The organism is Dickeya oryzae, from assembly GCF_020406815.2.
Lineage (GTDB): Bacteria > Pseudomonadota > Gammaproteobacteria > Enterobacterales > Enterobacteriaceae > Dickeya > Dickeya oryzae.
Genome location: NZ_CP162670.1, coordinates 1274415 through 1289027 on the forward strand (window position 1 = coordinate 1274415; position 14613 = coordinate 1289027).

General features: G+C 52.9%; 14 protein-coding genes. 4 read left to right on the plus strand and 10 right to left on the minus strand.

The window, feature by feature from the left end; translation table 11 throughout:
• Positions 1 to 87 precede the first annotated feature (87 nt).
• Entirely contained in the window at positions 88 to 1587 is a 1500-nt protein-coding gene (gene der, locus LF929_RS05515; RefSeq protein WP_210176699.1) for a ribosome biogenesis GTPase Der, read from the plus strand.
• A gap of 82 nt (positions 1588 to 1669) precedes the next feature.
• The gene (locus LF929_RS05520) at positions 1670 to 1942 is read left to right on the plus strand and encodes a zinc ribbon domain-containing protein (RefSeq protein WP_226092683.1); all 273 of its coding nucleotides are present in this window, start codon (positions 1670 to 1672) and stop codon (positions 1940 to 1942) included.
• Here the strand turns inward: LF929_RS05520 and LF929_RS05525 are convergent.
• From LF929_RS05525 to xseA, 3 genes are all read right to left on the minus strand, one after another.
• Positions 1931 to 2299 (minus strand): protealysin inhibitor emfourin, encoded by a 369-nt coding sequence (locus tag LF929_RS05525; protein WP_210174075.1) that lies wholly within the window; start codon positions 2297 to 2299, stop codon positions 1931 to 1933. The genes LF929_RS05520 and LF929_RS05525 overlap by 12 nt on opposite strands.
• Positions 2280 to 3329 carry a M4 family metallopeptidase gene (locus tag LF929_RS05530; RefSeq protein ID WP_038905235.1) on the minus strand — a complete coding sequence of 350 codons (1050 nt, stop codon included), beginning with the start codon at positions 3327 to 3329 and terminating at the stop codon, positions 2280 to 2282. Before LF929_RS05530 ends, LF929_RS05525 begins: the two co-directional genes overlap by 20 nt.
• An 86-nt stretch (positions 3330 to 3415) precedes the next feature.
• Positions 3416 to 4804, minus strand: a complete 1389-nt coding sequence (gene xseA, locus LF929_RS05535; protein WP_226092684.1) for an exodeoxyribonuclease VII large subunit — start codon at positions 4802 to 4804, stop codon at positions 3416 to 3418.
• A gap of 172 nt (positions 4805 to 4976) precedes the next feature.
• On the opposite strand from xseA, the gene guaB reads away from it, so the two are divergent.
• Positions 4977 to 6440: an IMP dehydrogenase gene (gene guaB / locus LF929_RS05540; protein WP_019845942.1), complete on the plus strand. Its 1464-nt coding sequence runs from the start codon at positions 4977 to 4979 to the stop codon at positions 6438 to 6440.
• An 86-nt stretch (positions 6441 to 6526) separates the two neighbouring features.
• Positions 6527 to 8104: a glutamine-hydrolyzing GMP synthase gene (gene guaA / locus LF929_RS05545; RefSeq protein ID WP_038905233.1), complete on the plus strand. Its 1578-nt coding sequence runs from the start codon at positions 6527 to 6529 to the stop codon at positions 8102 to 8104.
• A gap of 502 nt (positions 8105 to 8606) precedes the next feature.
• Here the strand turns inward: guaA and LF929_RS05550 are convergent.
• The 7 genes from LF929_RS05550 to LF929_RS05580 form a co-directional block, all read right to left on the minus strand.
• A complete protein-coding gene (locus LF929_RS05550) occupies positions 8607 to 8993 on the minus strand; it encodes a thioesterase family protein (protein ID WP_226092685.1) in 387 nt (128 codons plus the stop codon).
• A 52-nt stretch (positions 8994 to 9045) separates the two neighbouring features.
• Positions 9046 to 9342 carry an RHS repeat domain-containing protein gene (locus LF929_RS05555; protein ID WP_226092686.1) on the minus strand — a complete coding sequence of 99 codons (297 nt, stop codon included), beginning with the start codon at positions 9340 to 9342 and terminating at the stop codon, positions 9046 to 9048.
• A complete protein-coding gene (locus LF929_RS05560; RefSeq protein ID WP_226092687.1) occupies positions 9329 to 11218 on the minus strand; it encodes an autotransporter domain-containing protein in 1890 nt (629 codons plus the stop codon). Before LF929_RS05560 ends, LF929_RS05555 begins: the two co-directional genes overlap by 14 nt.
• Positions 11219 to 11714: 496 nt before the next feature.
• Entirely contained in the window at positions 11715 to 12350 is a 636-nt protein-coding gene (locus tag LF929_RS05565; protein WP_038905228.1) for a carbonic anhydrase, read from the minus strand.
• A 168-nt stretch (positions 12351 to 12518) separates the two neighbouring features.
• Positions 12519 to 13478 (minus strand): DUF523 and DUF1722 domain-containing protein, encoded by a 960-nt coding sequence (locus LF929_RS05570; RefSeq protein ID WP_038909641.1) that lies wholly within the window; start codon positions 13476 to 13478, stop codon positions 12519 to 12521.
• Positions 13479 to 13540: 62 nt separating this feature from the next.
• A complete protein-coding gene (locus LF929_RS05575) occupies positions 13541 to 14074 on the minus strand; it encodes a DUF3833 domain-containing protein (RefSeq protein ID WP_012885682.1) in 534 nt (177 codons plus the stop codon).
• The gene (locus LF929_RS05580) at positions 14071 to 14604 is read right to left on the minus strand and encodes a hypothetical protein (protein ID WP_226092688.1); all 534 of its coding nucleotides are present in this window, start codon (positions 14602 to 14604) and stop codon (positions 14071 to 14073) included. The genes LF929_RS05575 and LF929_RS05580 overlap by 4 nt, the downstream gene beginning before the upstream one ends.
• Positions 14605 to 14613 lie beyond the last annotated feature (9 nt).

Consider the following 14613-nt stretch of genomic DNA (forward strand, 5'->3'; position numbering starts at 1 on the left):
GATGCTGTCAGGGGCCGTTTCGTCTTTTATCTTCAGCAGCGTTTTCTGCTGTAACGAATTGAACTATAAGCAATAGAGGTTGTAACAATGATACCTGTCGTCGCGCTGGTCGGGCGCCCGAATGTGGGGAAATCCACGCTGTTTAATCGCTTGACGCGTACCCGTGACGCATTGGTGGCGGATTTCCCTGGGCTGACGCGTGACCGCAAGTATGGTCGTGCCGAGGTGGAAGGGAATGAGTTCATCATCATTGATACCGGCGGTATTGACGGTACTGAAGATGGTGTGGAAACGCGCATGGCCGAGCAGTCGCTGCTGGCGATAGAAGAAGCGGATATTGTGCTGTTTCTGGTGGATGCCCGCGACGGCCTGATGCCGGCGGATCACGCCATCGCTCAACACTTGCGCTCGCGTGAAAAAGACACGTTTCTGGTAGCTAACAAAGTTGACGGTATTGATATCGATACCGGCATTGCCGATTTCTATTCGCTTGGTCTGGGTGACGTCTACCCGATTGCCGCATCCCATGGCCGTGGCGTGACCTCGTTGCTGGAAAAAGTACTGTTGCCGTTTGCCACTGAGCCGCTTCAGGAAGCTCGTGAATTAACTGAAGAAGAAGCCAATGCGGCTTACTGGGCGGAACAGCTTGGTGAAGGCGATGATGATGGTCTTGAGGGCGATGATGTCGATGGCGAGGCGCCAAATTTCGAAGGACTGCCGATTAAACTGGCGATCGTGGGGCGTCCAAATGTCGGTAAATCGACACTGACCAACCGTATTCTCGGGGAAGATCGGGTGGTGGTATACGACATGCCCGGCACCACGCGTGACAGTATCTATATCCCGATGGAGCGTGATGGCCGCGACTATGTGTTGATCGATACCGCCGGGGTGCGCAAACGCGGCAAAATTACTGACACTGTAGAAAAGTTCTCGGTGATCAAGACATTGCAGGCAATTGAAGACGCTAATGTCGTGTTGCTGGTGATCGATGCCCGTGAAGGGATTTCTGATCAAGACTTGTCGTTGTTGGGCTTTATCCTCAACTCGGGCCGTTCACTGGTTATTGTGGTGAACAAGTGGGATGGGTTGACACAAGAGGTTAAAGATCAGGTAAAAGAAACCCTCGATCTGCGCCTTGGGTTTATCGATTTTGCCCGTATTCACTTCATTTCAGCATTGCACGGCAGTGGCGTGGGTAACCTGTTCGAATCCGTCAATGAAGCCTATGAGTGCTCCACCCGACGGGTAGGGACGGCAATGTTGACCCGTATCATGCAGATGGCGGCAGACGATCATCAGCCACCATTGGTTCGTGGCCGTCGCGTGAAGCTGAAATATGCACATGCTGGGGGGTACAACCCACCGATCGTGGTGATCCACGGTAATCAGGTCAAAGATTTGCCGGATTCCTACAAGCGCTACTTGATGAATTACTACCGGCGCTCACTGGATGTGATGGGAACCCCCATCCGTATTCAGTTCAAGGAAGGGGAAAACCCGTTTGCCAACAAACGTAACACATTGACGCCAAATCAGCTGCGTAAACGTAAACGCCTGATGCAGCATATCAAAAAAGGCAAATAAGCCGTGATAGCAGGGCCGTGTTAATCCGCCGGGGCAGAAGCAATTTTGCCCCGTTTTTCATACGGGGAACGGGAGGGATACGATGGACGCTTATTGTCCCGATTGTCAGCAACCGATGACATGGCGCGCGAGCGATCAACATCATGGCGCTCAACACAGCCACAACGACCAGTATTATTGCGAGGCGTGCCAGCGTGATTTTCTTCGTCTGACGCTATGCCCGGAATGTGAACAGCCATTACAGGTGCTACGTGCCTGTGGTGCAGAAAACTATCTGTGTGCCAACGGTCACGGCCTGATTTCGCGCTCCCGCGTGGTGAGACGTTATCAGCCGCTGTCGCTGTCAGGGGATTAGCTCGTCATCCAGTCCATTACGCCATAGGGCTTCCAGTTCGGATGACGCATGCTGTTCAGGGAGCAGCACTATCCAGTCTGCCTGGCGGCTATCCTGCGTATTGCAGTAGTGAATATGGATTCGGTAATAGAACTGATCACCACGACCAGGGGAACCAGGTTGACCTGGCTCCTGTGCTGCAGACAACGCGTCATCCAGCACGGCACGGATTTTTTCTTTTTGTGTAGAGGGTACATCTGCCAGCGCGAAGCGCCGCGGGCCAGCCAGTCTGGGAACCCAGGCGAAACCACCTTCGCGTGCCAGCTCAATAATCACATCGTCCGTTAAATCCGGCAGGTTATTCCTGTTCGTGTTCATTGATGATTCCCGTATCAATCCCAACCTGATGCCAGGCTCGCAGCACGGCGTCAGCAACCGCTTCATTGAAGCGCCGCTTCGCGTGCTCTACGGTAAATCTGGCAAAGATGGAGAAATCGGCGTTCTGCGGTAGCTCTTTGTCGCACACGGTGTCATACCAGATTTGACCGGCTTTTTCCCAGGAATAGCCTCCCAGCGCCATTGCGGCGAGGTAGAAGGCACGGCTGGGGATCCCCGAATTCAGATGCACACCGCCGTTATCTTCACGGGTGTTGACGAAGTCACGCATATGGGCGGGTTGTGGGTCGGTACCCAGCAGCAAATCGTCATAGGCGGTGCCGGGTCGGGACAGCGAGCGTAGCCCTTTACCGTCAATACCTTCGGCCAGTAGCCCTTCGCCAATAATCCAGTCTGCCTGCTGTACTTTCTGGTTGCGGTAGTATTGTTTGACCATTGAGCCAAATACGTCGGCGAGCGATTCGTTGAGTGCACCGGATTGGCGGAAGTACAGTAAATTGCATTCGCTTTCTACCACACCGTGCGACAGCTCATGGGCGATGACATCCAGTGCGATAGTGAAACGATTGAAAATCTTACCGTCGCCGTCGCCAAATACCATCTGCTGTCCATTCCAGAAGGCATTTTGGTAATCTTTACCGTAATGAACGCTGCCGGTCAGCGATAACCCTTTATTATCCAGTGAGTTGCGACCAAATATTTTCCAAAAAAAGTCGTAGGTGATACCCAGATAATTGTAGGCTTCATCAGCAGCAACATCCCCGTTTCCTGGTTGACCCTCTGCCCGAATCCGCTTGCCCGGTAACGCCTGCTGGTGCTCGGCATCGTAGATGTCGCGCTGTACCTGACCCGCGGGGCGCTCCTCATGCTCATCAGGATGGACGACCGGAGCCACCATCAGAGATTGCACGTGCATCAGAGTGTGTTGCGCACAACGACGCTCTTCATCTGATCCATTATTAATGATGCGATGCAGAATGTAGGGCGGAATGATGCTACGGGCGGATTGCATACTTCATCTCCTTATGCCTGACAGTATGGTGCAACATATGATTAACACTGATCTACCACAATTACGACACGATAAGTATAGCCTAATCACTGAATATTTTTCGGCTGACGTTTTGCACGTGGTTTAGTAGATTCTTTTTTTATTTCAGTTACCTGACTCTCGACCCAGCCATCCTGTAACCGGGTTTTTAGTTTATCGCCTTTGGTGACCTGAACCGTTTGCTTCATGACCTTGCCGTCCGAAGTGGTGGTGACACTGTAGCCACGGGCCAGCGTCGCCAGCGGGCTGACGGCTTCGAGATGAGAACAGGCTTCACCAAACTGTTGTTTATACTGGCTAAGTTGCTTTTCCAACGCATGATGCAGACGGTAGCGTAGCTGCTGTATCTGCTGTTGGGCGCGATGCAATCGTGACTGTGGCTGGTATTGCTGCAAACGCTGGGCGAGACGTTCCTGACGGCGCGTTTGTTGGCGCAGTTGCAATTGGATTGCGTCATCCAGACGTTGGCGTAGCCGAATCAGTTGGGTTTGCTGCCGTGCCAGACGGAGTTGTGGATGCTGCTGATGTAATCGATGTTGTAACCGGACAAATTGCTGTTGGCGCTGTGCCAGATAATAATCCATCGCCATTTCCAGCCGTTGGCGCTGGGCGTTAATTTGCCGCAGCAGCTCCAACTGGTTACGGCTGACCAGTTCTGCGGCTGCCGAAGGCGTCGGCGCTCGCAGGTCTGCCACAAAGTCGGCAATAGTCACATCGGTTTCGTGGCCGACCGCGCTGACAATCGGGATTCGGCTGGCAAAGATGGCCCGTGCCACCCGTTCGTCGTTGAAACTCCACAGGTCTTCCAGTGAGCCGCCGCCGCGACCGACGATCAGCACATCGCACTCTCCGCGCAGGTTAGCCAGCTCAATAGCCCGCACAATCTGACCCGGTGCATCCACACCTTGTACCGCTGTCGGATAGATGACGACCGGTAGCGACGGGTCACGACGCTGTAGAATGTGTAAAATGTCATGCAATGCCGCACCGCTGGCAGACGTAATCACACCAACCTGACGGGCGGGTTTGGGAAGTGGTTGTTTGTAGTGTTGGTCAAATAGCCCTTCGGCCGACAAACGCTGTTTCAGCTGTTCGAACTGTTGTTGCAGTAACCCATCCCCAGCCGGGTGCATGCTTTCCGCCAGCAACTGGTAGTCGCCACGCGGTTCATATAGTGTGATGGTGGCGCGAATCAGCACCTGTTGTCCGTTTTGCGGCCGAAAGGTCACCCGGCGGTTGCTGGTGCGAAACATGGCGCATCGCACCTGAGCGCGCTCATCTTTGAGCGTGAAATACCAATGTCCTGAGGAGGGTTGGGAAAAATTGGAAATTTCTCCGGACAGCCAAATCTGGCCCATCTCACCTTCCAGCAACTGTTTTACTGTCTGATTAAGGCGGCTGACGGTAAATATGGCGGATGACGGCAATGAAGACATTGTGACCCGGATCAAATAATAAAACAGAGAGTTAATCCATCAATACTACCGGTCAATGGGCCGTTCGCAAGCGTTTTTATAAAAAAATGCTGGAGGCAATCGATTTCGGCCTGTATAATGCCGCGGCAATATTTTATCTAATTCCCATCCTCAATCCCGGTGAGATATTGCCATGCTACGAATCGCTAAAGAAGCACTGACCTTCGATGATGTTCTACTCGTTCCTGCCCATTCCACCGTTCTGCCCAACACGGCTGATCTGAGCACACAACTGACTCAACGTATCCGTTTGAACATTCCTATGCTGTCTGCCGCCATGGACACCGTGACCGAATCTGGTCTGGCAATTGCGCTGGCACAAGAAGGCGGCATTGGTTTCATCCATAAGAACATGTCCATTGAGCGTCAGGCGGAAGAAGTGAGCCGCGTAAAACGCCATGAAAGCGGCGTGGTGGTTGACCCGCAGACGGTAACGCCAGAAACGACACTGCGTGAAGTCAAAGCGCTCACCGAACGTAACGGTTTTGCCGGTTATCCGGTGGTCACGACCGGTAATGAGCTGGTCGGTATCATCACGGGTCGTGACGTTCGCTTCGTTACCGATCTGGACCGCCCGGTCAGCGCGGTAATGACCCCGAAAGAACGTCTGGTGACGGTCAAAGAAGGCGAAGCGCGCGACGTCGTGCTGCAAAAAATGCACGAGCGCCGTATCGAAAAAGCGCTGGTGGTGGATGCGCAGTTCCGTCTGGTTGGGATGATCACAGTAAAAGATTTCCAGAAAGCGGAACGTAAACCGAACGCGTGTAAAGATGAGCACGGCCGTCTGCGTGTTGGTGCGGCAGTCGGTGCGGGTGCGGGTAACGAAGAGCGTATTGACGCGTTGGTTGCCGCTGGCGTGGACGTCTTGCTGATTGACTCCTCACACGGTCATTCTGAAGGGGTGTTGCAGCGTATTCGTGAAACCCGTGCCAAATACCCGGATTTGCAGATCATCGGTGGTAACGTCGCGACGGGTGCCGGTGCGCGTGCGCTGGCCGAAGCCGGTGTCAGTGCCGTGAAAGTCGGGATTGGTCCTGGCTCTATTTGTACTACCCGTATCGTAACCGGTGTGGGCGTACCGCAGATTACGGCGATTGCGGATGCAGTCGACGCACTGGAGGGTACCGGGATTCCAGTGATTGCTGACGGTGGTATCCGTTTCTCTGGCGATATCGCCAAAGCGATCGCCGCGGGTGCCGCCTGCGTGATGGTCGGTTCCATGCTGGCGGGTACGGAAGAATCGCCGGGTGAAATCGAACTGTATCAGGGCCGTGCGTTCAAATCTTACCGCGGCATGGGCTCGCTGGGTGCGATGTCTAAAGGTTCGTCCGACCGTTACTTCCAGTCTGACAATGCGGCTGACAAGCTGGTACCGGAAGGTATCGAAGGTCGTGTGGCTTATAAAGGCCGCCTGAAAGAGATCGTGCATCAGCAGATGGGCGGTTTGCGCTCCTGCATGGGCCTGACCGGTTGTGCGACCATTGATGCGCTGCGTACCAAGGCTGAATTTGTGCGTATCAGTGGTGCCGGTATTCAGGAAAGCCATGTCCACGATGTGACCATTACCAAAGAGTCGCCGAACTATCGTATGGGCTAAGCGCTTACCGGCTGATTTACTGTTACGAACCCGGTAAACTTACCGGGTTCAATTTTTCTTTCGCTCCGTAGTGGAATACGCCTCTCATGACAGAAAACATTCATCAACATCGCATTCTTATTCTGGATTTCGGCTCGCAATACACGCAACTGGTGGCACGTCGCGTACGTGAACTGGGCGTATACTGCGAACTGTGGGCATGGGATGTCACCGAAGCGCAAATTCGCGAGTTCAACCCGAATGGCATCATCCTTTCCGGCGGCCCGGAAAGTACCACCGAGTTTAATAGCCCGCGTGCGCCGGAGTATGTTTTCCAGGCTGGTGTACCGGTACTGGGCGTCTGTTATGGCATGCAGACCATGGCGATGCAGCTGGGCGGCAAAGTGGAAGGTTCCAGCGAGCGTGAGTTTGGTTATGCTCAGGTTGAAGTCAAATCCAACAGTGCGTTGGTTCGCGACATTCAGGATGCTGTCAGCGCCAGCGGTGCACCATTGTTAGACGTATGGATGAGCCACGGCGATAAAGTGACCGCTATTCCGGCGGATTTCGTCACCGTTGCCAGTACCGATACCTGCCCGTATGCCATCATGGCGAACGAAGAAAAACGCTTCTATGGCGTGCAGTTCCACCCGGAAGTGACCCACACCCGTCAAGGCCAGCGCATGCTGGAGCGGTTTGTCCGTGATATTTGCCAGTGTGAAGCGCTGTGGACACCGGCCAAAATCATCGACGATGCCGTTGAGCGTATCCGTCAGCAGGTTGGTGGAGATAAGGTGATTCTTGGCCTGTCTGGTGGGGTTGACTCGTCGGTGACGGCGTTGTTGCTGCACCGTGCGATTGGTGAGCGCCTGACCTGTGTGTTTGTGGACAACGGTCTGTTGCGTTTGAACGAAGCCGAACAGGTGATGGAAATGTTTGGCGACCAGTTCGGCTTGAACATCGTGCATGTTCCGGCGGAAGAGCGCTTCTTGTCAGCTCTGGCGGGTATTGATGACCCGGAAGCCAAGCGTAAAACCATCGGTCGTGTCTTCGTTGACGTGTTCGATGAAGAAGCCGGTAAGCTGACCGATGTGAAATGGCTGGCGCAAGGCACTATTTATCCGGATGTGATCGAATCCGCCGCTTCCGCTACCGGCAAAGCGCATGTGATTAAATCGCACCATAACGTCGGTGGTTTGCCGGATGATATGGCGCTGGGTCTGGTTGAGCCGCTCAAAGAGCTGTTCAAAGACGAAGTACGCAAGATTGGTCTGGAATTGGGCCTGCCGTATAACATGCTGTACCGTCATCCGTTCCCGGGACCGGGCCTTGGCGTGCGTGTGCTGGGTGAAGTGAAGAAAGAGTATTGCGACCTGTTGCGTCGCGCCGATGCCATCTTCATCGAAGAACTGCACAAAGCGGAACTGTATGACAAAGTCAGCCAGGCGTTCACGGTGTTCCTGCCGGTACGCTCCGTTGGTGTCATGGGTGACGGTCGTAAATATGACTGGGTTGTTTCGCTGCGCGCAGTCGAAACTATCGACTTCATGACCGCGCACTGGGCGCACCTGCCGTATGAATTCCTCGGCCGTGTTTCCAACCGTATTATCAACGAAGTCGACGGTATCTCCCGCGTGGTATACGACGTTTCTGGTAAGCCGCCAGCAACGATTGAGTGGGAATGATTCCACGTCTGGCAACAGCCTGCACGTAAAAGCAGTAAAGTACCTCTAAGTCCGCGTAACTGCGGGCTTTTTTGTTTTTGTATCTGGCACTTTCTGGCAGCGGTTAGCAACGGGAAGCACGGTTTTTTCCATGGAATTTTTGATGGTACTTTCCGCCACGGTAGCGTTGGTGGCGCACGCACTGGTAGCAGCACACTGATAAAAAAAACCGTTTAGGCACGATGCGCAGCAGGGAAATGAAAATGCAGCCCTGCTTAATATCAAAAGGCTGGTTCTGGTTTTCCCACATCGATTGGATGGTGCGTTGCTTCGGGTACTGTTCGGTATTGAAATCCAGTGTTGGAAACACCCCGCGCGGTGCTTCCGGCACCCTCTATACCAGCGTGGGAGCAGAGATATCAATGACGGATCGGAACGATTCTGTCTCTTCGACGAGTACCATTGGGCATGGTCTGTCGCCTCCTCACACACCCACTTTAGTGAAGGAGGCTGCAGGGAACTATTACAGCGCTAGCGCATTGGTTACGGCTTCAGGCATGGACGGACGTCCATTGTTCAGGCAGGTCGCGACAAATGTGGCTTCTGCATACGTGGTGCCATCAACTTTAATGTGTTGAACGAAGTTGACGCGGTTACGCTTCTCATTTTTTTCTAACTGGCAGGTAACCTCTAACCGGTCACCTTTTTGCAGGCTTTTACGAAAACGCAGGGAATACTCAAGCACCATGTAGACTTTTCCTTGTTTAAATTCCTCTTCAATATCAATACCCAACGATTCTTTCATGAACGCGTGGCGCGTCCATTCCATATAGAATGGGTAATAGAGGCCATCGACGACGCCCTGGAAATCGATATGGCTATCTTCAACGTCATAGTATTTTGAAAACATGTCTCGTCTCATCCTGATCTGATGGTTACTTTGGTCGTCCCGTTGATATACCTTACTTCTGCCGTAGAAGAAATGAGAATGTGTATCGAATGACAAAAGCAGGGATGTGATTGGGCCAGTGCTGGCTGAGGCCATCGGTCATCACCACCCGGTCGGGCAGGTAATCGAAGCGGGCGGTCAGGAAACCGTCGGCGCAGGTGGTGTAGACGCAGCGCCCCTGTGCGTCGTATTCGTAGCGCGCCCAGGTCTGGTCGTTATCGTGCCAGCCGGCCAGCCGATGGGCGGTGTCGTACTCGTAATAGAGGTGATAGGCGTGAGCGCGTCGGGCTGGAGCCTTATTTGAACGCATAGGCCAGACCGGCACTGACGCCATAGTCCTCTTTTCGGGTATTACCGCCAAACTGGCTGGAATACTGCAACCAGGTATGCCATTGGGGGGTGATATCGACCGCGATCCCGGCATTGGCCGTGCCCCAGTTTTTCTCTGAAGCCGCACCTGGCATCGTGAAAGCACCGTTCATGGTATTCAGCCCGGCCGTTATCTGTGGGGGATGGGTCATATAATCGTGATTCCAGGCCACGTCTGCAAAAGGGCTGATTCCTAAACCAGACAGGTTCCATAACGCCTGCACTCGCCAGCCAAGACTGGAAACCAGAGATTGGCGATGTTGTGATGAAAACCACATGGCGGAGCTGTCATCACCGCGTTCACTGTAGCCATCGACCTTAACGAATTGACGTTCAAGACGGGCAAAGGGGCCGGTTTTGACGTGGCCCAGATTGAACCACCAGCCACCATTAATACCACCGCCAACATGATACCCGTCTACTGAGCCAGACTCCCGACGATTAGCCGGGCCAATATGCAGGGTGCGATAAGCATTATCGAAGCTGGAACGTCCGGTGTTGGCAAATGCACTCAGCCAGGCGTGGTCCTGATGATAAACTCCGTAAAGTGCGAGGCTGCTGTCATACAGTGTGTAGCCCGCGTCATCTCCGTTCGTGCGTTGGTGAGACTGGGTTACCACTACGCCAGTGTTAAGATTCTCGCCCCATTTCATGTCACCGCCGAGGGAGATAAAGCGATTATTTCCTGTGCTGGACGGTGAGGTACTGCTTGAGCCAGCATGATTGTCATCGCCACTCACAAATACCCGTGTGTCACTGGCATTGGTATCAGCCAGAATTTCATTGTGCAATAAACGGTACTGGGACGCTGTGGCGGCGAGTGGGCCTTTACTCAGTAATGAAATTTTACCGGGTGCGGCAATTTCAGAGAGTACGATGCTGGCCAGCATCTTGTACCCCCCGGTCGTGGGATGGACCGTATCAGCAAAAAGATAGGTATTTTCCGTACCACTGGCGTAATCGCCAGGTTCACAGATAAGGGAGGAGAGAGCATTACACGCGCCACTACTGGTGTTGATAATGCCATAGGCTGACGGGTTGGCCATGATTTCAGCGAGAATGGCATAGGTATTGACCGGGATGATATTGAGCCCCCGCTGGCTTAATGTGGCAAGTCCGGCATTTAATGTCTGATTATATTGATTAACCACTTCACGGTATTTATTTTGCAGATTGTGACTGACACCATCCGGTGTCGCGCCAAGATTGGGAAGGTTATATACCACGACATATCGCCCACCGGCTTCATACAGATTATTCAGCAGTGACAGTTCAGCATTGGCGACCGGGATAATTTCCGACGTGGCCGTTGAGGGAGCTGACTCATAAATGGCATAGATATCATTAGAGCCACCCCACATTTGATAAAGTGTTGATGCGCTGGCTCGATTGTTTTTCAGATAACTGTCAACCTGAGACTGAATGGTTGGTGAGAAAAAAACACCCAACGAATAATTATTGAGAATACCCGCACCACCCCAGGCATAGTTATTTCCACCTGAGGTGGAGTCGGTCGCAGACAGGCCCAGACCATCGGCAACATACATCACTGTATTTTCACCGGGGTTGGTCGTAAATCGGGAAACACCAAGCCCTAACGCCTGCGAGAGGTTCCCCGCGTCACTCAGGCTATCACCAAAAACCACCACACTATTGAACGGTTCTGCTTCTACAGCCAGGGTATAAACCAAGAGTAACGCCAGGAGGGGGATAATCCCGCGACGAATGACAGACCAAGGGTAACCGTGCGCGATGGCATTGGCTACATAATATGTATTGAAGGCTTTTCGATACAGTGACATATACGTGATGGACATATACGTGATGCTCCTGATATTGGCATGAAAATGCTGATCACTATCGTGCTAGTGGAGACCATCGTGTTAATGGATATAACGATTGAAAATAACTCCACTCACTTTTTATAAAATAAAATGCGATAACAGGCGCTACGGGACTTATTCTGTTTTTTTATGTGTATTTTTAATGAGTATCATTGAATGTCATAATGACAGTGATATGTCAGTAGTTATATATGAGATATATCCTATCGTTGTGTTATTCCTCCTATGATGTTGTTTTATCTGTCTGTCTCGTTTTTGTATTTTTTTTATGAAACAATTAAATCGATAATAAAAGAAGGTTTGCTGGCGGGTGCGATTATTTAAAGCGGCTTTTTTCAGTATGAATAATTATATTTCGGTGTTTTTGATTTTGTATTTTTTTATGGATGAATATGAGGAAGAGGACAGCGGGGCGATTCATGCCCTGGGCCGGCAGGCCGCAGGGCAAGTTTACTGACGACCAGAAGGGTTATTCGAAATAAACGTGCGGGTTTTCAGCCAGCGAAACGAATGTCTTGCTGTTTTTATCCAGCGCGCGAATGACCCCGCTCTCAATGTCGTATACCCATCCATGCAGGCGCAGTGCATGGTCACGCAGTCCGACAGCGACGGAAGGGTGGGTTTTGATGTTATTCAACTGTGCGATGACGTTTTCTTCCACCATCGCATTCACTTTATCGATTTCATTATCCCAGGTTTTTTTCTCCACCACTGCTTTCGCGGCGTCCGAGTAACGTAACCAGTGTGCCACGGCGGGCATCGGGTCAAGGCACTGACAGGAGGCGATGGCTTTCATCGCTCCACAGTTGGAATGACCACAGATGACGATATCGGTAACACCCAGCGCGACAACCGCATACTCAATCGTAGCGGAAACCCCGCCGGGTTCCGGACCGAAAGAAGGCACGATGTTACCGGCGTTACGGATAACGAACAGCTGTCCGGGTTCCTGCTGGGTAACCAGTTCTGGTACCAGACGGCTGTCGGAGCAGGAAATGAACAGCGCTTTAGGATTCTGGCTGGACGCCAGACTGCGGAAGAGTTCCTTGCGTTGAGGAAATATATCTTTTTGAAAGCTGAGGAAACCCTCAATGATATGTTGCATAGCACGTTCTCTTTTTTGGCAGTGATCACGACATCATATACTCGTCAGGTTCTAAATTGCAGGTGTTGCGATAGTGTGACCTGACTCGTTTCCTGGCCGCCATGTCTTGACGGCCAGCAACCTTCTGCTTATTGGTAAGTATGTTATTGATAAGTTTGCGATTGATAATCATGCAACCGCTAAACGCAATCCTAAATCTTGCGGGTAGGGGTCGAAATAGTTTTGTGTCAACAGGTAACTGTCAGGGTGTTCCGCCAGATAGTGTTTCAGCAGTGTGATCGGCGCGAGAATGGGCAAGCGTCCTGCCCGATAGCCGATAATCACCTCGCGCAGCTCTGCGCGCTGGCGATTGTTGAGCTGTTTACGGAAATAGCCCTGAATGTGCATCAGCACGTTGGTATGGTTTTTACGCGAAGCGGGTTGTCTTAGGATTGCCATCAGTTTGTAACGGTAGGCAATGAAAAACGCATCAAGGTCGTCCCACTCGTGAAGGCGGGCGACAAAAGGGCCAATCTCGCGGTAACCAGCCTGATGGTGCGCCAGCAACTGGAGTTTGTAGCGGCTGTGGAATGCCAGCAGGTTGTGGCGGGTTAATCCACCGGCACGCAGCTGGTTAAGCTCATGCAGCGCAAACAAACGCTCGACGAAGTTCTCGCGCAATACCGGGTCGTGCAGGCGGCCATCTTCCTCGACAGGAAGCCAGGGGTAGGCTTTCATCAGGGCGGCGGTGAATAACCCAACGCCTGCTTTACGGCCACGGTGGCCTTGCTCATCGTACAGTCTTACCCGTTCCATACCGCAACTGGGGGATTTGGCACAGACGATGAACCCGGCAAGATTCCCGAGCGTGGGCAAATACCGGGCGGTGAAGTCGTGCATTTTTTCCGTCATGTCTTGCTGGGTGTCATGGCTCATGCGCATGCGGATATCACCGCTGGTGGTCTGAATAAGGCGCAGCGCCGGACGAGGAACCGGCAGGTCGATAGACATTTCCGGGCAGACGGGCCTGAACACTATCCACGGCGACAGTTCATCCATCACGAAACGCAGCCGTTTATGCCCGCCGTCAAAGCGTACCGCTGAGCCAGTCAGACAGGCGCTAATACCCAGAACGGGTTTGCTGTCGATGCTGCCTGTCATGGCATGATTCGTGTGATTGTTGATGGCGTGATTGTTTTCTGAGTGATTGTTCATGGCGTTGCCCCTTTACTAAAAAACAGGGTGACGTAACCTGCGGTGAGGCCGAATTTCGTCATTTCTGTTTTATTGAACAGGTGGCTGTCGTCTTGCTGGAACATCCAGTCATCAAAGTTGAGCAGCCAGGTTGCGCCGTCTGCCTTGACGTTCATGCTGTACTGCCAATGAAAGGCATTGCCTGATGCCTGGCCGTAGGCAACCCCTTCAATATCTCCTGCAGTGCCTTCATACCGATCATCGCCCACCCGGCGGATATGCCAGACGCGTTGCTGGCGTTCACCGTCGTCATAGATAAATTGTTCGTTGAGTGTCAGCGTATCGCCCGCGACATCACCACGAATGGCGACGTGAAAGCGGCGTAGTTGTTTACCGTGGCGGTCCTGTACCATTCCCCAGGCTTGCGTCTGGCCCTGAAAATAGTGGAAGAGATCGAAGCGTGGCTGCTGGCTACGGTAGTCGGTGATGTCTGTGCTACAACCGGTGAGCAGCATCGTCATCGTCAATACGAAGAGCAAAAAGCGTTTCATCGTTCACCCCCAAGTAATTGCTGGCGTAATTCGGGATAGTGGGTCTGTGGGCTCAGCCAGATAGACAGAAAACACGCGCTAAACGCGGCGGGCTGAACCGGGCCAAGCGGCATAAACTGGCCCTGCGACGAGGAAGGGCGATACCAGAATTGCCCTTGCCGGTTGCTGGTCACAAAAGCCAGTTGCGACCCGTCATCCACACTGGGCCATAACTGCGCCAGCATGTGCAGCCATTCTTCGCTCTGCGGTTCTCTGTCCAGAATTCCCAGCGCCTGCCACTGTTCACGCGTGGCATCGACCAGTGTTTCACTGTCGATATGCCGCTGATAGGTAATAATCAGCGCCTGATCCTGTTGCAGTCCGCTGTAGCGCCCATCTGGCGTACGCAACTGCGAGCGATAGACCGCAAACGGGCCGAAGCGCAGCGTCGCGTCGCCGACGTTGCGCCAGTGTGTCCAGTCGGCGGCCTGTGCTGAGGTGAGATACAGCGCGGCAACCAGCCAGGCCAGCAAGGGCACACGCGGTTTCATCGTTGCCTC